We start from the raw sequence: 23,099 nt of genomic DNA on the forward strand, positions 1-23,099 counted from the left end.
TCATGAGAACACTTCCCGATAAAAAGGGGTATAAAATGCTATTTTTTCTTATCCGTCAAATCCGAATTTTTTTAACAAAAATTTCACGCTCCCGCCTTGGTAAAAAGTGCAATCACAAATAAGGATAATACAGCCAAATTATCCGGTACACCTGTGAGTATACTTGATACGCCTGACAGAAATTTTGATAAAGTGGATTTTTATCAGGATGATAGACGCACGAAAATCCCTATCAGGAAGATTGGCAGTAAAAGAGGTTTTATTATTAACACGGATCCTCATGGTAAATTAAATTTTTATATTTATGCCAAACAGGAAAGCTCTGTTGTCCTGACGCTTTATTCTCAGATATTTGGTGCGACAGGCGAAATTTCAGCCGATAAAACGCTATATATTCTGGATAGTGATCAAACGGATAACAATTCCATGGATTCATTATTGGCTCCGGTTATTGTTGAAGTCAATAATAACATTTTACATAACGATGGCAGCTCTTTGGGCTTCTCTGTTAACATACCACCATATGATAATGCGTCGGGGAGTGATACAATATTTTTCTTTATTAATGGAAAAATGATTGATAATCCTCATCGTTTGTTAGATCCAAACCACCTTGGAACACCTTTTATAACGTTACCTTATAGTGTTTTCAATGAAAATAAAGAAAAGGTTGATTTTTACTATAGTGTTATTAAGGAAAGTGCCGATAGATTGGTTTCAGACTCTCTCGAATTTACATATACAAAATATATTCCTCCGGCGGATGATGTTTATGAAAAATGTCAGGTTTATTCGAGTTTAGGCGTGGGGAAAGATAGTTTAATCACGGAAAATGATATTATAAGTTATAAGACTATTTCGCATTATAAAGACAATGCCAATCATGAGGGATTATTTGTTAAGATTATAGGAACGAATGATCTGAATGATATGACCAAAATACCTTTAGGTAGTGAGGTGACTTTGAATTTACACATTCATTCCAAGCTCAAGAAATTAGATAAATATTTCGAACCGGTGACAATGCCAACAACAGTTGGCGATGATGGCGTGACTAATCATGTCACCATTGGTGTACCACAAATCTATCTTACAGGTAATGATGCATTTAATATTCATGATCAAGGGAAAATTTATTTTTCTTATACTGTGAATATAGATAATACTAAAGTTACTAGTCAAATGTGGAAAGGGAAGATTAATATCTCTCCACCCGATGAAGCAACGCTAATAATAACCGGATATCAGCCAATCGGTGACGAATACGAAATACTTACAATCCAGATCTACGATAAACAGACATCTGAACAAATTAAAAATACGCCCATTTTTTATAAAATAGATTCAGCCGTAAACATGAGTAATGTGCCTGAAATTGCTTCAAATTCCGATACGATACAATCAATGACTACAAATGAATACGGGCAATTTAAAATAAACCTGCAAGGGCAAAAAGGAGGATATGGAACTATAACGGTTACAGCCAATAATCTTGTCGGCAGCATAAAACATATCATGGGACAATATTAAGGAGATATTAGCAATGGCAACGAAAACACTTTATTTTCCGGATATAAAAAAGGGTTGGTATATTTCATATTTTTTTCAGACGATAGCTGGATATAGTTATACCGTGACACTACAAGAGAATGACACTGGACATAATTACGACACCTGGAACAAATTGAATGATGGAGATGATCCTGCCATCCGATATTCCAATTCATTTCTATATACAGGATCAGATGGGAAGCTTATATGCACTATTGATAGTCCGGAAAGTAATCAACTTGATAATACTTGGGCGGAAAGCATAATAACACCAAGTTCGGGAGAAAAAACGTTGGGAAGGAGTTATTTTGCAGCCTTTGAGGATAATGGTGGAATACTCGAATATTGTAACCTTTATGTTTGTTTGGTAGGAGCGAGCATTGCTGGCCCGGTGTAAAGAAAGTAGTAAAATGCGATATTTGATTTTTTCGAATTGGGTCTAAGCAAAAGCTATATACCTATGACATAGTTGCTACCATTGTCTCTCATTAAAAAATTCGGGTGTGCATATGGCATTTCAGAGAGATCGTTTAAAGACAGAGATGTTTGGACTTTGCTTATGGATGAGCTTTTATTATTTCTGGATATGACCATAGATTTGAGCGCGCCATTTGGCGCGCTAACTGATCTTAATTTCGTGACATTTTATCGAATAATATCAGGCAACCATTTCTTCAGATTGCTCCTGTCCCATTTTTGCGATGATATTATCTATCGCGTCACGCGCATCTTGATGCGCTTGGTTGGCGGATTCAGCCCCCATAGCTAAGCCTTCCGCAAAGACAAATTCCACATCGGTAATACCGATGAATCCGAGGAAAGTACGCAAGTAGGGTGTTACTGAATCTGCCGGGCTGTTTTTGTGATTGCCGCCACGGCTGGTCAAAATAACAGCGCGTTTGCCTTCCAATAACCCTTTGAGGCCTGTTTCAGTGTACTGGAAAGTCACGCCAGCACGGGCAATCAGATCAAAATAGGTTTTCAGTTGAGTGGGGATATTAAAGTTATACATTGGTGCGGTAATGACAATAACATCGTGAGCTTTTAACTCTGTAATCAACTCGTCTGACTGGGCCAATACGGCTTTTTGGCGTTCAGTCAGTTCGGCATCGCCTGGGCGCAAGGCATTGACTAACTCGCCATCTAGCACTGGAACGGGGTTTTCAGCCAGATCACGTGTGGTGATGTGGCTTTCTGTATCATCAGCCAACCACTTTTCAACAAAATAGTCAGCCAGTTTATTGCTTTGGGAATACTGTGCCAGAATGCTGGATTTCAGAACCAGTACTTTACTCATTCTTTATTTCCTTAGTTAACGGTAAACCAAGTTATCTAATATGTCGCTTTTCATCATCGTGAGACACTCAAATTCAGTACAATCCTGACTCCTCGTGCCGCAAGGGGTCAGGAGGTGCTCTACCATTTTGAAATACTAATAACTTCATTGTTAATATTGCTTGTGCGTCATATTTTATATGGGGAATTGTTCAGCCAATAGCTCAATATTTTGAGATATTCATTCAAATTGATTGAATCAATACCGACGACATATCATCACAAATAAGGTGGCATCCTTTGAATACCGCTCCCTCTCCAACACGAAACGAATTTATGCTTAATCAGGCGAGGAGAGATATAGATGAGTACGTAGAATTGCATAAGATATGTTACACTTCTAATATCGTTAAGTTATAAAAAATAATCCTCTGAGCCTGCAAAGACAGCGCTACTCAGTTAAAAAACGTCACAAGGATTTATCACGTGGAATCACCTTTGACAGCACCATTTGCTGAATTATTCGCTGAACTTGATCACATTCCGCTGCGCGATCAGTTCCGTTTAAAAAAACGCCTGCATGGGGCAGCAAAGATTAAGAATCAAGTCTCCTTGCAGGCTGTAGTACAATCCATTGCAGCGGATATCGCGACGGCAAAACAGAAAGTCATGAATCGTCAGGCTACACGACCTTCGCTTCAATATCCTGAAAACCTACCGGTTAGCCAAAAGAAAGACGATATCTATAAAGCCATTCGGGATCATCAGGTTGTTATCATTGCGGGTGAAACCGGTTCAGGTAAAACGACCCAGATCCCCAAAATCTGCCTTGAATTGGGAAGAGGGATTAAGGGGCTGGTTGGCCATACCCAACCCCGTCGTTTGGCAGCACGTTCAGTTGCCAACCGTATTGCAGATGAGCTGGAAACACCGCTGGGTTCTACGGTCGGCTATAAAGTTCGTTTTAATGATCAGGTGAGTGAAAATACCCTGGTCAAATTGATGACCGACGGTATCTTACTGGCAGAATTGCAGCAAGATCGGTTGTTATTGCAGTACGATACATTAATTATTGATGAAGCCCATGAACGTAGTTTAAATATCGATTTTATCCTCGGTTATCTGCGCCAATTACTGCCAAAACGCCCCGATCTGAAAGTCATCATTACTTCTGCAACCATTGATCCTGAACGTTTCTCCCGTCATTTTAATAATGCGCCGATTATTGAAGTCTCTGGACGGACTTATCCAGTGGAAGTGCGTTATCGCCCCGTGGCGGGTGATGATAATAACAGTGATCGGGATCAGCTTGAAGCCATCATTGATGCAGTGGATGAATTGGGGCGTGAAAGCTCAGGTGACATACTGGTATTTATGAGCGGTGAACGAGAAATTCGTGATACGGCGGATGCGCTTAATAAGCAAAATTTCTTACATACCGAGATATTGCCGCTTTTTGCGCGCTTGTCTAATAGCGAGCAGAACCGGATCTTTCAGCCCCATGTTGGTCGCCGCATTATTTTGGCAACCAACGTGGCGGAAACGTCATTGACTGTACCTGGCATCAAATATGTGATCGATACCGGTTTTGCCCGCATTAGCCGATACAGCTATCGCACCAAAGTTCAGCGCTTGCCGATCGAACCGATATCGCAGGCCTCGGCCAATCAGCGAAAAGGACGTTGTGGCCGTGTCTCGGACGGCATCTGTATTCGCCTCTATTCAGAAGAGGATTTCTTGTCACGTCCAGAATTCACTGATCCTGAAATTTTGCGTACTAATCTGGCCTCCGTTATTTTGCAAATGACTGCTATTGGTCTGGGAGATGTCAGCGCATTCCCCTTTGTTGAAACACCCGATAAACGCAATATCCAGGATGGTGTTCGCCTGTTGGAAGAGTTGGGCGCTATCGATCCAGAGTCGTTGTCAGAAGGGGCTTATCGACTGACGCCAATGGGGCGGCAGTTGGCCCAGTTGCCTATCGACCCTCGCCTGGCACGCATGGTGCTGGAAGCCAAAACTCATGGTTGCGTTCGTGAAATGATGGTGATGACTTCTGCATTGTCGATTCAAGATCCACGGGAAAGGCCGTTGGAAAAGCAGCAAGCCTCTGATGAGAAACATCGTCGTTTTGCAGACAAAGATTCAGATTTTATGGCTTTCCTGAAGTTGTGGGATTTTCTGTTGGAACAACAGAAAGCGCTTTCCAATGCCCAATTTCGCAAACTTTGCCGGCAAGATTATCTGAACTATCTTCGCGTCAGAGAATGGCAGGATATTTATACTCAGTTGCGGCAAGTGGTGAAAGAGATTGGCCTGCCGATCAATAGCGAGGAAGCGGATTATCGTAGCATTCATATTTCTTTGCTGTCAGGGCTATTATCCCATATTGGTCAGAAAGACACAGATAAGCAGGAATATACCGGTGCGCGTAATGCCCGTTTTTCTGTTTTTCCTGGCTCAGGATTATTTAAAAAACCACCTAAGTGGGTGATGGTTGCTGAATTGGTGGAAACCAGTCGCTTGTGGGGGCGTATTGCCGCACGTATCGAGCCGGAATGGGTGGAGCCAATGGCTGCCCATTTAATCAAAAAGCACTATAGTGAACCGCACTGGCAGAAGTCCCAAGGGGCGGTGATGGCAACAGAAAAAGTCACCTTATACGGCTTGCCAATTGTGACAGGACGTTTAGTTAATTACAGCCAAATCGATCCTATGCTGTGTCGTGAATTGTTTATCCGTCATGCATTAGTCGAAGGTGATTGGCAAACTCGCCATTCATTTTTCCGTGCCAATCTGAAATTGCGTGAAGAAGTCGAAGAACTGGAACACAAATCCCGGCGACGGGATATTCTGGTGGATGATGAAATATTGTTCAGTTTCTATGATCAGCGAATAGGCAAGGATGTTGTTTCGTCGCGCCATTTTGATCGCTGGTGGAAAGTGGCCAGCACCGATCAACCGGAATTGCTCAACTTTGAAAAAAGCATGTTGATTAAAGGCGATGCAAACAAAGTCAGTGCGCTGGATTACCCGAATTACTGGTATCAGGGTAATTTAAAATTCCGTTTGAGCTACCAATTTGAACCAGGAGCCGATGCTGATGGCGTGACAGTGCATATTCCTTTACCGGTATTGAATCAGGTCGAAGATGACGGATTTGATTGGCAAATTCCAGGCATTCGCCATGAATTAGTTGTTGCATTGATTAAGTCATTGCCAAAACCCATGCGCCGTAATTTTGTTCCGGCACCTAACTATGCGCAGGCATTTCTGGAACGGGTGACACAACCTCAGGCCCCTTTACTGGATAGCCTTGAGAAAGAGCTGCGCCGCATGACAGGAGTGACGCTGTCACGTGATGACTGGCAATTGGAACAAGTGCCTGATCATTTGAAGATCACATTCCGCATTATTGGGGAAAAGAATAAATCGTTAGCGGAAGGCAAAGATCTGCCAGCCCTAAAACTGAAATTGAAAGGAAAAGTCCAGGAGACACTTTCGGCGGTTGCAGACGATGGCATAGAACAAAGCGGATTGCATATCTGGAGTTTTGGTTCGTTACCTGAATGCTACGAGCAGAAGCGCGGGGGGTATTCCGTTAAGGCATTTCCGGCATTGGTGGATGAAAAGGACAGCATTGGCATTAAGCTATTCGAAACCGAATCCGAACAAATTCATGCCATGTGGGAAGGGACACGTCGTCTGTTATTGCTAAACATTCCATCGCCGATTAAATACTTGCATGAAAAATTACCGAACAAGTCCAAACTGGGGCTGTACTTTAACCCATATGGAAAAGTGCTGGATTTGATTGATGATTGTATTTCTTGCGGCATTGATAAATTGATCGCCGAACATGGTGGGCCAGCATGGGATGAACAGGCATTTTCCGGTTTGCATGATAAAGTCCGTGCCAATTTAAATGAAGCCGTGGTTGAGATTGCCAAACAGGTAGAACAGATCCTGACTGCGGTCTTTAATATCAACAAGCGCCTGAAAGGGCGGGTAGATATCTCTCTTGCACTGGCGCTATCCGATATTAAAGCGCAAATTTCCGGTCTGGCCTTTAATGGGTTTGTCACTTCCCACGGTTGGAAACGCCTGGCAGATGTTTTGCGCTATTTGAATGGCATCGAGCGTCGATTGGAAAAACTGGCGGTAGATCCTAATAAGGACAGGGCACACATGAGCAGGATTGAGCATATCCAACGCCAATGGCAACAATGGTTGGCAAAACTCTCTGTTCAGCAGAAACAGTTACCGGAAGTCAAAGAAGTTCGTTGGATGATTGAAGAGCTTCGGATCAGCCTGTTCGCCCAACAACTGGGCACCGCTTATCCAATATCAGATAAGCGAATTTTGCAGGCGATGGAAAATATCGCATCGTGATATTTTGTCAGCCTAACTAAAGGCCTTCGTGTATGGTGTCTGGGGCAATTTGTAACGAATGACAGTGAATGAATTTTTCGAATAGATGGGTTCCCCCTTGTATCTTGAAATTCGATCACTATAAAAATGATGAGATCTGGCACAGTGTATGTGACCTGCTCCCCTAGGGTTTTAAGCCCGTGTGGTTAGCTTTTGGCGCATGCACTGAAGCCATTCATCTGAAACCCAAACCGTTACCATAAAATTACCGAATAAACACTCGTTCAAAACAGTTGCTAGATCTTGATAACCGCTAGCATCTCTTCAACTTCCTCATCCATGCCAATCTCAACGAAACCAAAACTAGCATAAAGATTTTTCGCAACGAGATTATTCGGATCATAACTGATTGCTATTGCTTCCAGCTGATCTGTGAGCCTGATTTCATCAAGAGCCAGTGATAGTGCTTTACGCCCAATGCCCTTGTTTTGGTGGTTTTTATCCACCATAAACCGCCAAATCGTTATTCTTTGGTCAGCATCGGGTACCCACATGAAAAAGCCAACAGGCTCCTCATCCAGACAAATTGCTCGTGTTTGGTATAAAGGGTAAAATTTGGATTGGGCAAGGGACCACACATTTTTCGCAATATAGTCAAGCTGATCATCAGTGACTGACAGGTCACAGACAGCTTCATAATTGTTCTTGTTTACATCAGTTAAGGTAATTAACATACACTGCTCCAATATGGGGTTGTAAGCCAGGATCGTCAAAAATTACTAACAGTAGTTGATGTTCTATAAAAGAAAAGTTCAATCTTGCCATAAATTCATTAAAAACCCTTATAATTCTTTTATAGTTACAACATACTTATTAATTTAAACCACTAAAAATCCCCTCCCTGACAATGCGGAAGGGGATAACCATCATTTACTGATAGACAAAAGTAATGGTTACCGTAGCATCTGCTTTGCCTGGCTTAATTTCCGATTCTGTCTGAATATAGTTGGCCGTCAGTGGAATGTTGATATTTCCACCTGCTTGGCTGGAGCCAAAGACAACCGGAGAGTGCATTGTGACGGGGCGATTTTGATATGATATCTGCAAACCAACCCCTTTTGCCGTGACACCGTCACCATAATCTAATGCCCAAATATCTTGGGTATTCCAGTTTGCTGGCCTTCCATCCAGCATCACCCCAACATCCACATAAGCATCACAATTGATATTGATATCAAATCGTTGCATTCCCGCTGTACTGTAAATACCGCGAAAATCACTTTTTTTAATATCGCCCATATTCACTGAGATCACCTTCTGATTGAGGGAACAACCTTTAGTCATGACATAAGTATTCGACAAATAGAAAGTATGGACAGGGATATTGTGACCTAATTTGGCACGGGTCAACTTCGCCTGCTTAATGGAACCTGAACCGGTTGTTGGTGCAGTTTTGATTAACTGCACTGTTAAATAACCCCATGATTCACCACAATATTGTTTTTTCCATTGAGAATGTGTCGGTGAATAGCAAGTCGTTGGATGGGTCGCAATTCTGGGCAACCAGTCAATACCATAACCGGGTGCCCACGTGTTTATGCGGATACCAATCCCCGGAACACCGGATTCATAAATGGCATCATTGTTATAGCTTGATGGTATAAGATCAGGCGCTTCCCATATTGTAGGCAGGGAAGTATTACAGAGGGCGATATTGCCTTTTTTATCCACTTGATCCAACCGTATTTCTCTGATGGTTGTTCCGATAGGGTGGTTTCTGGGCACCGTGACCTGGCCGAAAGAAATCGGTGTCATGCCAGGTGTAAAATCTTTGGAATAATGACAATGCGCCGAACTAGCAAAGCTACTCATCGTGCCGATGAAAAATGTACTTGCCAATAATAATTTTAATTTGTTGGCCATAGAGTAAATTCCACTGTTTTTAAATTATGTATCAAATAAATATGCAATATTGTTACTTACAAGAAATTATTCGCAGGAGGCTTCAACCATATACAAACCTGAAGCAGGCTCTTCATCAGGTAAGCGATAATTGGCATAGCATTCTTGCATTTCTTTGTATCCCCATTTAACCCATATCTGGCCTGATTTGGGAATGCCACTGAAATAAACTTGCCCATCGTGACTGACAATCGCACTATTGGGCTCATCAATATCATTTTGTTGCTTCAATGTGGCCGTTGCACCAAATGGGATCCCTGTACCTTGATGGGAAAGGGACAGCACAACACGGTAACCAACGCGAGTTTTGAAGTTGGCCAGAGTCAATGAGCCTTGGGTTGGAATAACAGTTTGCGTATTAATATCGATATCAACATTATTACCCATTGAATAAGTATCCAGCGCAATCCGGTTTTTCCGATAGCTACTGACATAAGGCACAATGGCGTAGCCTTTCCAGTCAGTCCTGATCCCGGTATGGTTTTGCACTTTGACGCCTGAAGCACCATTGGCGCGTATTAATGCCGGTGTATCACCTAACGATTGGGAAAAGGTAATGCCATACGGGTGAGCAACAATCCCGCCATTTAAGCCATAGGTGAGTTGCCTTGAGTGTTTGTCGTAATTGTAACCCGCGCTGACCTGACCATATGTTCCTTTATATTCGGCGTTGATATTTCCGCCAACACCTTGATGATGGTTGGTATAATTTTGCTGAATGCTATAAATCAGATTGTTATCTTCAAAAGCCGTACCATTTAAACTGACCTGATGAGACGAATCACTGTTTTTGCTGCGGGTCATGTTATAGCTTACCCAGCTATTTTTCAGCCAACGATCCAAAGGAACCTGCACACTGAATGAAACAATTTGCTCACTGCTGTTGGCACCGGGGAAAGCACTGTGAGAATAATTCAAGCTATAATTAATCGAATTGTAGCTTGTGTTATAACCTGCACTGATATTCCTTTCATAACCTTTTTGCTGCCAGTAATCTTGTTGAAAAGCAGATAAATAAATGGAACCCCAATCCCCCACAGATTGATTAATATGTAGCTGTAATTTACTGCGTTTATTGGTGCTATTCGAGTTCCTGCCATCAATGGCAGTATTCAACTCATTCGCTTCTTTGAAATCGTAAAAATTCCGGGTTGAATAACGATAACCGGCGAGGGTGAGGCTAGTGCCTGTTTGGTTGAGATCCTTGGCATATTGGAAACGATAAGATTGACCATAATGACTGGAATTCGACATTAAATCGGTTTTGGCATACGTGACATCAAAGGAAAGAGAACCCCAATCAGAGAGACTATAGCCCGTACCCAAAGCGATGGATTGATAATCTTTGGCGAGTAGGGTTCCGCCATAACCAGTGACACGATTGGAAATACCATAAATCATCGTACCCTGCATAAAATAGGGTTCTTTTCCACGACGAGAACTGGATTGGTATTTTCCCAAAGTCAGGGAATGTCGCAGGCTATTTTCCCGTAACATCAGCGGCACGGTGGCAAAAGTTTGCACAGAGCGGTGTTCTTTGCCGTCAGCTTCTTTGACAATAACCTCTATATCTCCCGTTGAAGTTGTGGGGTAGAGATCATTAATGACAAAAGGCCCAGGAGAAACATAAGATTCATAGATAATGTAACCATTTTGTTTGATAGTTACCTGGGCGTTGCTTTGGGCTATTCCTCTAATTACTGGGGCAAACCCTTTTAAACTTTCGGGCAACATATTGTCATCGGAAGACAATTGCATGCCGCGAAACTGAAAGCTATCAAAAATAGGCGAAGGGGTATAACTGTCGCCAAAGATTAATTGGCTTTTCAGGGCATGGATATCTCGTTGAAGGTATATATTGATACTTTGCCATTTTCTATCTTGGCTGCTGTAAGTCGAATAGTTACGCAAACGCCATGCATCCCAGTTAATCCCCGTTCTAAGATTGAGAAAATGGTTTTTTGTTGAACTTGCTTGATCATCCTGCCAATTCATAGAACCACTATAGCTATAGTTAACCAATAGGGACGTTAATCCGTGATCCCATAAATGGGGGGGCACATAATCTCTCGCCTGACTATTCAAGGATGCTTGGGGAATACTGATATCCAGACGCTGGTGTTTAAAATCGAAAGACGTCGATGCGGATGGAATATATTGTCCAAGATCAGTCAGTTCTGTTTCCTGTGGCAAGGCAAGCAGAGAGGGAAATGATTCAATATTCACCCCCATTTCCCTGAGTTGCCGTATCTTAAGTTTGGGAAATAACTTGTTATCGACGATAACAAAATCGATATTGCCAGTATCTATTTTTTCTCGATTCAGATAGATATCGACCCAATAACGACCAGGAGGTTGTTGATCATCTTGAGTAAAGATGGATAGATCGATATCTTCAAAACCTGAATGAATTTCTAACGCATTAATATTGAAATACTCTTCAGCATGAGCTTTATTGTTATACCCCCAAAGAAATGTGGTTATCAATGTACAAAGAGATACCTTACGCAAGTTTAGCGCGATAAATAACGCCAAATTATCAGGAATATTTTGTTGAAGATAATGACGATAGTTATCCATAATGATTTTTCTAATTTTGATATACCCGCCATCCTTCAAGCCGTCTCTTGATATCTATTGGGTATATAGATTGAATTATCTTTTTTATTACAATGGGTTTTTAATCACAATTTGCGTTTTTCTTCTGGTGTTACTCCACCAAAATCATTAATTGTTTTCCAGATCACTTGGTTGGCGTTTGTAATAGGGACATCCCAGCTTATTTGTCCAAAAGGCGCAATCATCCCTGCGGTTTTAATGGCATGATTTTTTGTACCATTACTGAGAGTGAGCTCAGAAAAAGAGATATAGTAGGGTGTTGGGTTTTCCGCAATGAGTTTATGCCCATCGGTTTTGAACTTTAGAGCCTTATAAGCAATACCGGCATTGTCAATCAAGTCAGCAGGGCGAAAAAATAGCTTCAACCGAGATTTTACCGTGATTTGCAATTGATTCTGCTCTGATTTAGCGGTAGCAGGGATAGATTTAACATTAAGCCAGAACAACGATTCTTTGTTATCAGGTAAATCATTTCCAATTTTAACAATTCGTAAAATATTCTCATTCCCAGCAGTTAATTTAAAAAGTGGAGGAGTGATGATAAAAGGGGTTTTAGTTTCATCATCCTCACCTTGAACCCACGATTGGATAAGGTAAGAGATATCCGTTTCTGGATTGTTAATCGAAATAGAGGCTTCTTTTTGATCGCTAATATAAACAACACGTGTGCCGCCAATAACGACCCCAGCAAAAGAGATATGAGTGCTGAAAATGTAGATGAAAATCAAAATTAAAATGCGGAAATATTTCAACGTGGTTGCTCCAAACAATATTATTCTTATGTCCCAATGAATATAGCCAACGGACTACGATCATTGTTGGTCATTTTATTGTTTTGGCTTCCCTGCCATAACTTCCTTTGATTATAGGTAGTTAGCTATAGGTAAATTAATTATAAGTAACCGTGAAGTTAGCCACTGAGTCACCCGCACCTGGAGTCACAGCTTTAGCTGTTGCAATGTATTTGGCAACGAATTTCAGTTCATTTGATTTTCCATTTTCTAACGTTTGAGAACGTGAGTTTCTGGCCAAATCAATAGATGTATTACTGTCATCTTCATAAAGCGCAATTGCAACCCCTTGAGCCGGACTCATTCCGCCTTTGTTAGCAGTCAGCGCTAGGTAATTGCTATTGGCTCTGTCTGTTTGACCATCAAATTTGACCTGTGCATATTGGTATTCTGGTGGGCAGTCAGTCAATCTAATACTAAAGCGGGTAGGGGCAGAAGTACTATTAGGCCCAGTAAATGAACTTGAACTGATGGTTCCCATATTTACGGTTTGGTTAGCCGAACTTGAATCGATTTTACACGCAGTGGCCGTAATATTTCCCGTAAATTTGATTTGTCCATCAGCAGCGTGAGCGGCGGATATAAATACAGATGTAACGAATAAAGATGAAATAATTAATTTGGTTTTCATTTTTTGACGCATCCTACCTCTGACGAATCTATTCGACAGAGAAACAGATTATTGAGTTAATGTTAATGCCGTACATACATACAGCAACGGGTTGCTTAGGTTTACTTCTTAAATAAACGAAGAAAAAACATCGTATATTTTCTTATCAACAGATAAGACAAAGAATATAGTAGTGATTAATTAACAAAGATCAAAATAATAACTTGACTAATCCCATACTTTGAAGTTTTAAGCTATTAAGAAAAAAATAATAGCATTGTTATGCATAACATAGATTTTTTATTGAGCACCAATGAACTTTTATTCTGTTTTATAAGATTAACTATTAATTGATGATATTCCGTGAGAATAAAATTGATTTAGATCAATAATATAGTTGTAATTTTTTATTTACCAAACGTTTAATTAAACATTGCGTATTTGTAACGCCTATATTTCTTTTAATTTTTGTGTCTATTATTGTGTTTATATTAGATCTTATATCCAGACTTAAGCTAAATTAACATAAATTACCTCTGCTTAAAGTTAACTTCTTATGAGTAATATCGTTGCTTATTGACACCTAAACCCATTCGAGCGATCAATGTATCGAGATAAAAACAAAAGTAATTCTTATGCTTTGACCGCAAACTAACCGCATTTTATTTTATTTAGTTACAACATACTTTTGAATTTAAAGAAAAAAGAACATGAAGCAACAGAGAAAAAAACAAACATCAAACCTAAATTAACCCGCTTTATAACAAAATTTGTGCAAAAAAATAGAGGAGAAACTAAGTTCTCCTCTTGAACGATTCACTTGGAAATAAATTAATTTGTAAGAATTTACAGTATATTGGATGACTAGTGCATTAACTGCCATGTAGATGGGAGCACTATCAGGAACAAAACCACAATAGTGGATTTTTCCACGGTAGTTAAAGGCACTCTTTCCTGATATTGCCTACGTGCATACAGGAAAACCAATAATCCAGGGGCATATAGCACCACTGAAAGTAAGAGATTCATTAATCCCGAAGCGTAGAGTAACCATAATCCATAACCACAGGCACCCAACGCAATAAAGAGTAAAGCCCGGCTACTGCGTTGAAAGGAAACCTTGACCAAGAATGCGCCTACCAGAAAGTAGGGGACAAGGATCATCTCAGAAGCAATGGCAAGTAATGTGTTGTAATTACTGCCGCTTAACCAAATCAAAACCAACGAGAGTTGAACCGCACCATTTGTGATCCAAAGTGATGATTCAGGTGCTTTTCTGCTATTTTGTTTTTTGAATACTTTGGGGAATGAACCATGCAAAGCGGCGATAAATGGAACCTCTGCGGCCATGATTGTCCAGCTTAGGTAAGCGCCACAAACAGAAATGATCAAACCAGCAATAATGACAATTTCACCCGCGGAACCCATTAACCCAACCATCAATGTTGCCATCGAAGGGTTACGCATAGCCGCCAATTCAGGCCGGGTGACTAATCCTAATGAAAGTAGGGTAACCAACACATATACCCCTAACGCTGAGATAACTGCCAGCACAGTTGCGATACCAATATCCTTGCGTTTTTTGGCTCTGGCTGAAACAACAACGGCGCCTTCAACACCGATAAAAACCCACAATGTAATTAGCATTGTGTCTTTTACTTGTTGCCAGACGGGAACCCCCATCTCGATGCCACTAAAATCAAAAGAAAATACATCCATTTTGAAAGCGATGACCGCTAAGATAACAAATATAGTCAATGGCAATAGTTTTGCTATTGTCGCCAGCAGGTTAACTCCCGCAGCCGTTTGTACACCCCGCAATACCAGCCAGTGAACAAACCAAAGTAGAATGGATTCACCTATCAACGATTGCCAGGTGTTGCCGTCACCAAAGATAATTGAATGTTCAGTATCAGTGAAAAAACTTAACGCGGCAAAGACGATAACCAGGTAAGAAACATTGGCTATAATGGCACAGAACCAGTACCCCCATGCAGAGCAGAATCCAATTAACTCCCCAAAACCCTCTCTTGCATAAGTAAAAATACCGCTATCCAAATCGGGACGAAGCCGTGAAAGCAAAAGCAAGGAAGTGGCCAAAAAGAGAATACCGATGCCTGTGATCCCCCAACCAATCATTAATGCAGCGGGACTACCTACTTGCGCCATATTTTGCGGCAAACTAAATACGCCGGCACCGACCATAGAGCTGAGTACCAATGCTGTCAGAGACGTAAGGCCTAATTTATTTTCCAAAGATACGTTCCTAAAAATAATATAATCAACACGATTAGCCAGAGCACTTGTCCTGAATATCGAACACATATTGGACATTTATTGCATCCATGCCAGGGATTGCAGAATAGATTTAGTTGATAAATCCAAAAACAGGGCGATTCTACGGAGTGAAAGGGTGGTATGCAATGGTTATCTATGCAAAAAAATATAAATTTTATGCATAAAATTGTTATAGAATATCTAAAAAAACCAATAAAAAAGGCACAAATGCGCTTTGTGCCTTCTTCATCACTTGCTGAATAACAATAATATGATTATTTGAATAAATCTGCACTGATGGTCACGTTACCACCATTCGACTGCCATTCTCTGGTGACATGGTAGTATTTTGCACCTTTCTCTGCCGCACGCTTAGCAACCTGATAAGAAACCTCAGGCGCGGTAGTGTAATAACCAGAGAAAGTGATGGAATCGAACGGAACCATCTGAGCGGCGGACGCTTTATTCAACTCCTGAATTTTTGTGCCATCAGGTAACGTGACAGTATAACGCCCACCTTTTGATGACTGGGTTTCAAAAAAGCGTCCAACCACATTACTCGTTGAAGTTGAAGAAGCAATACCTGGAATTTCGACTTTCTTGGCTTCTTCTCCGCCTTGTGCCAGAGCTTGGCGTCCTGCTTCGGAATCAGCCGGAATGACAGCTTCATTAGACTGAACCTTACGTTTTGGCGCGTCTTCTTTATAAACGTAGGCTGTCACTATCTGGTTTCCACCATTATTCGGTGCAATATCACGGACAATAAAGAAGGATGCTGCCTCTTTCTTTTTCGCCGCTTTAGCAATAGCTTCTTTCAGGTCGGGATCAGTCGGGAAATAACCATTCACTGTTACAGTATCAAAAGGCTCTAAAGTAATGGCTTCCGCTTTAGGTAATTCTTTGATGCCACGATAGATGCGATAATTAGGTGTTTTATCTGCTTTTTCCGCATCTTTATGGTACAAATCGGCAACAACACGCAAATTACCACGTCCATTAAGATCATCGAGACTTTGAATATAAAAACTGTCAGCGCCTTTTTTATCTGCCTGACGGGAAACCGCATCTGCCGCTTCATAAATGGCATTAAAACGGCCAGTCACTGAAATCCGCTCAAAAGGTTTGAGTTCTGCGGCTTGTTCTGGTGTTAATTCGTTAGCTGCATGTGCAGCCGTAATCGTGGTTAATGAAAACACCGCAGCAGCGATGATCGTTGTCTTCAGCTTCATAAAAAATCCTTTCGCCTTGCGCATTAAATATTTATAACGGGCTGAACATTGTTATGTATCACATAGGCCGCAATTATTACATGTAATAATGCTAATTGTCGCAAGAAATTATGCCTTCTAAAAAACGATTGCTAGCTTTTAGTATATGATACTAATAATTTTAATAAAAATAGTAAGTTATATGGAATGAATAGGGGGTTACATTAAAAGATTATTCTGTTTTTCTCACTTTATTATGATAATTCGTTGACATTATTTTCATTAAGTTACTATTTAGTATTCTGTTGATAGGTTTTACTGATAACAGCAATAAAGTCAACCTAATCGTTAAATAGGTTTCAATAAGGTAATAATCAGCAATATTTCATTCTTAGAGAAGGAAACATTATGCGTATTGGTGTACCAAAAGAGCGACTTTCCAATGAAGCGCGCGTTGCTGCCACCCCATCTACTGTGGAGCAATTGCGGAAATTGGGGTTTAACATCACCGTTGAAACAGGAGCAGGGCAACTTGCCAGTTTTGATGATGTTGCTTACCAAAAAGCAGGGGCTGATATAGCAGAAATCCACCAGGTCTGGCAATCAGATATCATTTTGAAAGTCAACGCCCCAGAAGATGATGAAATTGCCTTAATCAAAGAAGGTGCCACACTGATCAGCTTTATCTGGCCAGCACAAAATCCGGCATTAATGGCGAAACTGGCTGAACGCAAAGTCACTGTTCTTGCTATGGACGCAGTACCACGTATTTCTCGCGCGCAATCTTTAGATGCTCTTAGCTCAATGGCAAACATCGCGGGTTATCGCGCCATTGTTGAATCCGCCCATGAATTTGGTCGTTTTTTCACGGGGCAAATTACCGCGGCAGGCAAAATACCACCAGCGAAGGTCATGATTATTGGTGCCGGTGTCGCTGGATTGTCTGCAATAGGCGCTGCCGGCAGCCTTGGTGCGATTGTTCGTGCTTTTGATACTCGTCCAGAAGTTAAAGAACAAGTACAAAGCATGGGGGCTGAATTTCTGGAATTGAATTTTAAAGAAGAAGCCGGTGGTGGTGATGGCTATGCAAAAGTGATGTCAGAAGCCTTTATCAAAGCAGAGATGGCATTGTTTGCTGCACAAGCAAAAGAAGTCGACATTATCGTGACAACGGCATTGATTCCGGGAAAACCCGCGCCACGACTGATCACAAAAGAAATGGTTGAGTCCATGAGACCTGGCAGCGTGATTGTCGATCTGGCTGCCCAAAACGGCGGTAACTGTGAATGCACGCAGGCCAATGAACTTGTTGTGACAACAAACGGTGTGAAAATTATCGGCTATACCGATTTACCCAGCCGATTGCCGACCCAATCATCACAACTTTATGGTTCAAATCTGGTCAATTTACTGAAATTACTGTGCAAAGAGAAAAATGGCGTCATCACCATTGATTTTGATGATGTCGTTGTACGTAGCGTCACTGTCATTAAAGATGGCGAGATTACATGGCCAGCCCCTCCCATCCAGGTTTCCGCCCAATCAACCTCCACAAAACCGACGCCCGTAAAAAAAGTGGAGAAACCCGCCGAAAAGCCCCAATCTCCGTGGCTGAAGTATGGCGTGCTTGCATTAGCGATAATCCTGTATGGCTGGCTGGCACATGTTGCGCCGAAAGAATTTTTATCTCATTTTACGGTCTTTGCCTTGTCTTGCGTGGTGGGATATTACGTTGTCTGGAATGTCAGCCACTCGCTGCACACCCCATTAATGTCCATCACTAACGCGATTTCCGGGATCATCGTGGTTGGCGCCGTACTGCAAATTGGGGAAGGGGGATGGGTGAGTTTCTTCTCATTCATTGCCGTGTTAATTGCCAGCATCAACATCTTTGGTGGCTTTACGGTCACTCAACGTATGCTGAAAATGTTTCGTAAAGGATAGGGGATAACTTATGTCGAACGGAATAATATCTAACGGAATAGTTACAGCTGCCTATATTGTTGCCGCCATTTTATTCATTTTTAGCCTTGCCGGACTTTCTCGTCACGAAAGTTCCAAACGCGGTAATATTTTTGGCATCGTTGGTATGGCAATTGCGCTCATTGCCACGATATTAGGGCCTGATACGGGTAGCGTTGGTTGGATTATCCTGGCAATGGTCATCGGTGCCGTTATTGGCATTCGTCTCGCTAAAAAAGTCGAGATGACAGAAATGCCAGAATTGGTGGCTATCCTGCACAGTTTTGTTGGCTTGGCGGCAGTTTTGGTTGGTTTCAATAGTTTTATCACCCATGACATTTTTGCCAGCCCCATTCTGGAACATATTCACTTGACAGAAGTTTTCCTTGGGGTATTTATTGGTGGCGTAACATTTACTGGCTCAATTGTAGCATTTGGTAAATTACGTGGAAAAATCTCTTCCAAGCCATTGATGTTACCACACCGGCATAAACTGAATCTGGCCGCCCTGATCCTATCTTTGATCTTAATGTTCACCTTTATCAAAACAGGCAGTGTTGGCTTGCAAGTTTTCACCTTACTGGTGATGACCGTTATCGCGCTCGCTTTTGGCTGGCATTTAGTTGCCTCTATTGGTGGGGCCGATATGCCGGTCGTGATCTCCATGCTGAACTCATATTCAGGCTGGGCAGCGGCAGCGGCGGGTTTTATGCTAGGAAATGATTTACTGATCATCACCGGTGCCTTAGTCGGTTCTTCGGGGGCAATCCTGTCTTACATTATGTGTAAGGCGATGAACCGTTCCTTTATCAGTGTCATTGCGGGCGGTTTTGGCACAGATGGCACTTCTTCAGGTGACGAACAAGAACTGGGAGAATATCAGGAAACAACGGCAGAAGAGGTCGCTGAACTGTTGAAAAATTCCACTTCAGTCATCATCACACCGGGCTATGGTATGGCCGTTGCCCAGGCCCAATATCCAGTGCATGACATTACAGCGAAATTACGGGAAAAAGGGATTAACGTTCGTTTTGGCATTCATCCCGTTGCGGGGCGGTTGCCTGGTCACATGAACGTACTGCTTGCGGAAGCGAAAGTGCCCTACGATATTGTTTTGGAAATGGACGAAATCAACGATGACTTTGCTGAAACAGATACCGTTTTAGTCATAGGAGCCAATGACACCGTCAATCCAGCCGCTCTGGAAGATCCTTCAAGCCCGATTGCGGGGATGCCCGTTTTGGAAGTCTGGCAAGCACAAAATGTCATCGTATTCAAACGTTCAATGAATACCGGCTATGCTGGGGTACAAAACCCCTTGTTTTTTAAAGAAAATACCCAAATGCTGTTTGGTGATGCTAAAGAGAGTGTAGAAGCGATCCTGCGTGCATTATAGTTTTCAGACTCCAAAAAGCCCCGTTGATTAAACGGGGCTTTTTGATATTGGAAAAATAAAAATGATGAAACGTATTCCCGAACCCTTTCGTATTAAAATGGTTGAAAATATCCGAATGACAAGCCGTGAAGAGCGCGAACAGGCACTGATCGAAGCAGGTTATAACCCCTTCCTGCTGCCAAGCGATGTCGTCTTCATTGATCTTCTGACTGACTCAGGCACCGGAGCGATGAGTGACCGGCAGTGGGCGGGGCTGATGTTAGGCGATGAAGCGTATGCCGGTTCCCGTAACTATTATCACTTGTGTGATAAGGTTAAAGAGCTTATCGGTTATCGCTTTACTATTCCGACCCATCAGGGGCGTGGCGCCGAGCAAATCCTGTTCCCGGCACTGATTGCCTGCAAAAAGGCAGCGAAACCCGTTTTTATCTCCAATTTTCATTTTGATACCACGGCTGCACATGTCGAATTAAACGGTGCAAAAGCCATTAACGTAGTGACCCCCAAAGCCTTTGATACCCGCACTTATTATGACTGGAAAGGTAATTTTGACCTTGACCAACTGAAAACGACCATTGCCGAGCATGGCGCAGATAACGTCGTCGCGATCATCACGACCGTGACCTGTAATAGCACAGGGGGGCAGCCTATTTCCATCGCCAATATGAAGGCCGTTTATGAAATAGCCAAACAGCACAATATTCCGGTTGTCATTGATTCCGCCCGTTTTTGTGAAAACGCTTGGTTTATCAAACAACGTGAGAAGGGATATGAAAATAAATCGGTCAAGGAAATCGTCAAAGAGATGTACGACTATGGCGATATGCTGACAATGTCTGCCAAAAAAGACCCGATTGTTAACATCGGGGGACTGTGTTGCTTTCGTGATGATGAAGACTTATTCAATGAAGTGCGCATTCGTTGTGTGCCGATGGAAGGTTTTGTCACTTACGGTGGCTTGGCTGGCCGTGATATGGAAGCGATGGCGATTGGTTTGGAAGAGGGCATGAATGAAGATTATCTGCATTATCGTATTGCGCAGGTTGAATATTTAGGTGAACGTTTAAGGGAGGCGGGTATCCCAATCCAGTATCCTACGGGCGGTCACGCCGTGTTTGTCGATGCAAAACGACTGCTGCCGCATATCCCTTGTGAACAATTCCCGGCCCATGCACTGAATAATGAACTCTACCTTGAAGCGGGAATACGTGGCGTGGAAATCGGTTCCCTGCTGCTGGGGCGTGATCCTGAGACGGGTAAACAAAAAGAATCACCGATGGAGTTGCTGCGTCTGACTATTCCGCGTCGTGTTTATACTAATGACCACATGGATTACGTTGCTGATACTTTTATCCAGATCAAAGAGAGAGCAAAAGCAATCAAGGGGCTGGAATTTACGTATGAACCCCCGGTTCTGCGTCATTTCGTTGCGCGTTTAAAGCCTACTGAATAAATACTGGATGCCCTCAATGGGCATCCTTTTAGATATCGCGCACCCATTCATTCCAACTAAAGCGAGTAAGAAGTATGTCTTTATTTTCACAAACGATAACGGATTTTTGGCAGGCACCATTTTCAGATGGCCATGTCCTCTATCAAGATGACGTGTTTACTGTCGTGATTAACCCCAACCTGAGCGAAGATCGCCGTGTTATGGTGCTGGAAACCGCCGATGGCCGTGTGATGGCGGTATTGACCCCATCTCTGGCTGAGAAAGCGGGCTTGCATCAACAACAAAATCTCTCTGAACCTATTTTTCGTCAGAAGCTGATTGACGCGGGCATCATTTTGCACGGTGCAGATTATCTTTTTTATTTTTCGGCAGATGATAAAAACGTATTACAGCAGGAAAAACCGCAGGGTGGGTTGCGTCAGTTAACCGAACATGATGAGCGGTTTTTTCTGAATTCCAGTCTTCTGCGTCAGAACAAGATTTGGATGATGCGTATGTGGAGTTGGATCATTGGGTGGTATTTGGGGCATTTGAACAAAACCGCCTGATCAGCGCTGCCAGTATGTACCCTTGGGAAGAGGCTCCGATTGCGGATCTTGGCGTACTGACTTTAGTCCCTTTTCGGGGGAAAGGTTATGCGAGCAAGGTGGTGCGTTCCATCAGCCAATACGCCTGCACACAGGGCTATGAACCCCAATATCGATGCCAGCTTGATAATCAGGCATCGGTTGCATTGGCAAAGGCGGCGGGGCTGACCCCAGGGCGAGAGCGTGAACGTTTTACGGACACAAATAGTGCAAAAATAGTCCTCCGTTAGATTAAATTTAAAGTAACCCAACACGTCCTGTCATCAAAATAGTTTGGATATTGTTCGTGCTGTTTTAAATTTAAGCACTCACGCTCTCACCCTGGGGCTGACCCTGTTTGGCAAGTGGGGAGTCATTTCGCCCGATGGCATATGATAATATATCGAATATTGATAATGAATGATAAAAAAATAGATGGTGGTCTGAAATCAATATATTTTTAGTGAGTATTTATGAATTTACACATGCCCCCTAAAGAAAACAAAAATACATTAACAAGGAGGACTGGAGATATTATTTATTATCATAATAAGAATACATACAAACCTCGTTAAAAATAACGAGGTTTGTATGTATTCTTAAAAATATTTAATGAACCATCAGCTTACTCTACCTTCATAGTAAGCTTGGAAAGCGTCACGTCCGGTATGAAATTCACAAGCTCCACGAACTGTTTTTAAATACCATTTTATATTTCCAAATCGAGTATTTTGCGTAAATGAATTGGCAAAATTATTAGAAGGATTAACAACGAATCTATAATATTTACCATTTCCCATAGATCCTGGTTCCTGAGAATTACAATATGTTGCCGCGGAAGCAACTCCAATTCCGCCAAACAATGCTGCGGCCAACGCCCCAACTGTCAATAAGTTCTTAAACATAAACATTCTCCTGTAAAATCTTTAGAATTTGCAATTTAAATATATTACTTATAGGGTTCTAACTGATAACGCACGCTAAATCTAAATCACCACCTGATGACATTGCAATTTCAAAATTTAGAAAATGATTATATTTTTATATTCTGGATTAGA

17 protein-coding genes are annotated in these 23,099 nt (G+C 42.0%); 8 read left to right on the forward strand and 9 right to left on the reverse strand.

What is annotated here, in order from left to right; translation table 11 throughout:
- Window positions 1-153: 153 nt before the first annotated feature.
- Both Xkoz_RS17840 and Xkoz_RS17845 read left to right on the forward strand, forming a co-directional pair.
- On the forward strand, window positions 154-1,530 hold the full coding sequence (locus tag Xkoz_RS17840) for a hypothetical protein (protein ID WP_099143307.1): 1,377 nt from the start codon (window positions 154-156) through the stop codon (window positions 1,528-1,530).
- 13 nt (window positions 1,531-1,543) lie between these two features.
- Window positions 1,544-1,948 carry a hypothetical protein gene (locus Xkoz_RS17845; protein ID WP_099143308.1) on the forward strand — a complete coding sequence of 135 codons (405 nt, stop codon included), beginning with the start codon at window positions 1,544-1,546 and terminating at the stop codon, window positions 1,946-1,948.
- Window positions 1,949-2,209: 261 nt separating this feature from the next.
- On the opposite strand, the gene Xkoz_RS17850 is transcribed toward Xkoz_RS17845, so the two are convergent.
- Window positions 2,210-2,848, reverse strand: coding sequence for an FMN-dependent NADH-azoreductase (locus tag Xkoz_RS17850; RefSeq protein ID WP_099143309.1), 639 nt, complete (start codon window positions 2,846-2,848; stop codon window positions 2,210-2,212).
- A 464-nt stretch (window positions 2,849-3,312) separates the two neighbouring features.
- On the opposite strand from Xkoz_RS17850, the gene hrpA reads away from it, so the two are divergent.
- Window positions 3,313-7,218 (forward strand): ATP-dependent RNA helicase HrpA, encoded by a 3,906-nt coding sequence (gene hrpA / locus Xkoz_RS17855; protein WP_099143310.1) that lies wholly within the window; start codon window positions 3,313-3,315, stop codon window positions 7,216-7,218.
- A gap of 275 nt (window positions 7,219-7,493) precedes the next feature.
- Here the strand turns inward: hrpA and Xkoz_RS17860 are convergent, their stop codons facing one another.
- From Xkoz_RS17860 to ydgH, 7 genes are all read right to left on the reverse strand, one after another.
- Window positions 7,494-7,931: a GNAT family N-acetyltransferase gene (locus tag Xkoz_RS17860; protein ID WP_099143311.1), complete on the reverse strand. Its 438-nt coding sequence runs from the start codon at window positions 7,929-7,931 to the stop codon at window positions 7,494-7,496.
- A 196-nt stretch (window positions 7,932-8,127) separates the two neighbouring features.
- A complete protein-coding gene (locus Xkoz_RS17865) occupies window positions 8,128-9,120 on the reverse strand; it encodes a fimbrial protein (protein ID WP_244183503.1) in 993 nt (330 codons plus the stop codon).
- A 66-nt stretch (window positions 9,121-9,186) separates the two neighbouring features.
- Window positions 9,187-11,739, reverse strand: coding sequence for a fimbria/pilus outer membrane usher protein (locus Xkoz_RS17870; protein ID WP_099143313.1), 2,553 nt, complete (start codon window positions 11,737-11,739; stop codon window positions 9,187-9,189).
- Window positions 11,740-11,843: 104 nt separating this feature from the next.
- Window positions 11,844-12,548, reverse strand: a complete 705-nt coding sequence (locus tag Xkoz_RS17875; RefSeq protein ID WP_244183504.1) for a fimbrial biogenesis chaperone — start codon at window positions 12,546-12,548, stop codon at window positions 11,844-11,846.
- A gap of 118 nt (window positions 12,549-12,666) precedes the next feature.
- Entirely contained in the window at window positions 12,667-13,200 is a 534-nt protein-coding gene (locus tag Xkoz_RS17880) for a fimbrial protein (RefSeq protein ID WP_099143319.1), read from the reverse strand.
- Window positions 13,201-14,043: 843 nt separating this feature from the next.
- Complete coding sequence (locus Xkoz_RS17885) at window positions 14,044-15,435, reverse strand: basic amino acid/polyamine antiporter (protein ID WP_208615299.1); 1,392 nt, start codon at window positions 15,433-15,435, stop codon at window positions 14,044-14,046.
- Window positions 15,436-15,731: 296 nt separating this feature from the next.
- Window positions 15,732-16,685 (reverse strand): DUF1471 family protein YdgH, encoded by a 954-nt coding sequence (ydgH, locus tag Xkoz_RS17890; protein ID WP_099143316.1) that lies wholly within the window; start codon window positions 16,683-16,685, stop codon window positions 15,732-15,734.
- A gap of 387 nt (window positions 16,686-17,072) precedes the next feature.
- Between ydgH and pntA the strand changes: the two genes are divergently transcribed.
- The 5 genes from pntA (at window position 17,073) to Xkoz_RS23600 (ending at window position 22,292) form a co-directional block, all read left to right on the forward strand.
- Complete coding sequence (gene pntA / locus Xkoz_RS17895) at window positions 17,073-18,608, forward strand: Re/Si-specific NAD(P)(+) transhydrogenase subunit alpha (RefSeq protein WP_099143317.1); 1,536 nt, start codon at window positions 17,073-17,075, stop codon at window positions 18,606-18,608.
- A 25-nt stretch (window positions 18,609-18,633) separates the two neighbouring features.
- On the forward strand, window positions 18,634-20,022 hold the full coding sequence (gene pntB, locus Xkoz_RS17900; RefSeq protein WP_099143320.1) for a Re/Si-specific NAD(P)(+) transhydrogenase subunit beta: 1,389 nt from the start codon (window positions 18,634-18,636) through the stop codon (window positions 20,020-20,022).
- Window positions 20,023-20,086: 64 nt separating this feature from the next.
- Entirely contained in the window at window positions 20,087-21,475 is a 1,389-nt protein-coding gene (gene tnaA, locus Xkoz_RS17905) for a tryptophanase (RefSeq protein WP_099143321.1), read from the forward strand.
- A 74-nt stretch (window positions 21,476-21,549) separates the two neighbouring features.
- A complete protein-coding gene (locus Xkoz_RS23595; RefSeq protein ID WP_244183505.1) occupies window positions 21,550-22,023 on the forward strand; it encodes a hypothetical protein in 474 nt (157 codons plus the stop codon).
- Complete coding sequence (locus tag Xkoz_RS23600; RefSeq protein WP_339373908.1) at window positions 21,972-22,292, forward strand: GNAT family N-acetyltransferase; 321 nt, start codon at window positions 21,972-21,974, stop codon at window positions 22,290-22,292. Before Xkoz_RS23595 ends, Xkoz_RS23600 begins: the two co-directional genes overlap by 52 nt.
- 369 nt (window positions 22,293-22,661) lie before the next feature.
- Here the strand turns inward: Xkoz_RS23600 and Xkoz_RS17915 are convergent, their stop codons facing one another.
- Window positions 22,662-22,946: a hypothetical protein gene (locus Xkoz_RS17915; RefSeq protein WP_099143318.1), complete on the reverse strand. Its 285-nt coding sequence runs from the start codon at window positions 22,944-22,946 to the stop codon at window positions 22,662-22,664.
- Between the last annotated feature and the right edge of the window lie 153 nt (window positions 22,947-23,099).

Source organism: Xenorhabdus kozodoii (assembly GCF_002632875.1).
Lineage (GTDB): Bacteria > Pseudomonadota > Gammaproteobacteria > Enterobacterales > Enterobacteriaceae > Xenorhabdus > Xenorhabdus kozodoii.